This is a genomic window from Peribacillus sp. SIMBA_075, assembly GCF_046534585.1.
The window spans coordinates 1-299 of sequence record NZ_JAWRYN010000361.1 but is presented as its reverse complement, the minus strand read 5'-3'; the positions used below and the strand labels follow the sequence as shown (position 1 = coordinate 299).

The following is a 299-nucleotide window of genomic DNA, read 5'->3' as shown; positions in this document are numbered from 1 at the left end:
TAGATGGACAAAACTACATAATAAACAATGACAACAAAGAAAAAATCCAAAATATTAAACAACAAGATGCAAACAAACTTTTAAATCAGTCCTCTAAAAATGACAGTAAAATCCAACGTATGAATCCACCATCAGCAGTAATAAATGATGAACTAACATTTAATTTATTTGCTATTTATGAAGGAACAAAAGGATCAGATTATGTTTATAAAGTTTTCTCAAACCAAATGTGGACTAAACGTCCTTATTGGAATACAACCGATACAATTGGTATCGTTTGGGAAGCTAATGCTCACGCA

At 30.4% G+C, this 299-nt stretch carries 1 pseudogene; it reads left to right on the top strand.

What is annotated here, in order from left to right:
- Positions 1-299 (top strand): annotated as a pseudogene (locus SB775_RS28585) (hypothetical protein); the annotation flags it as partial.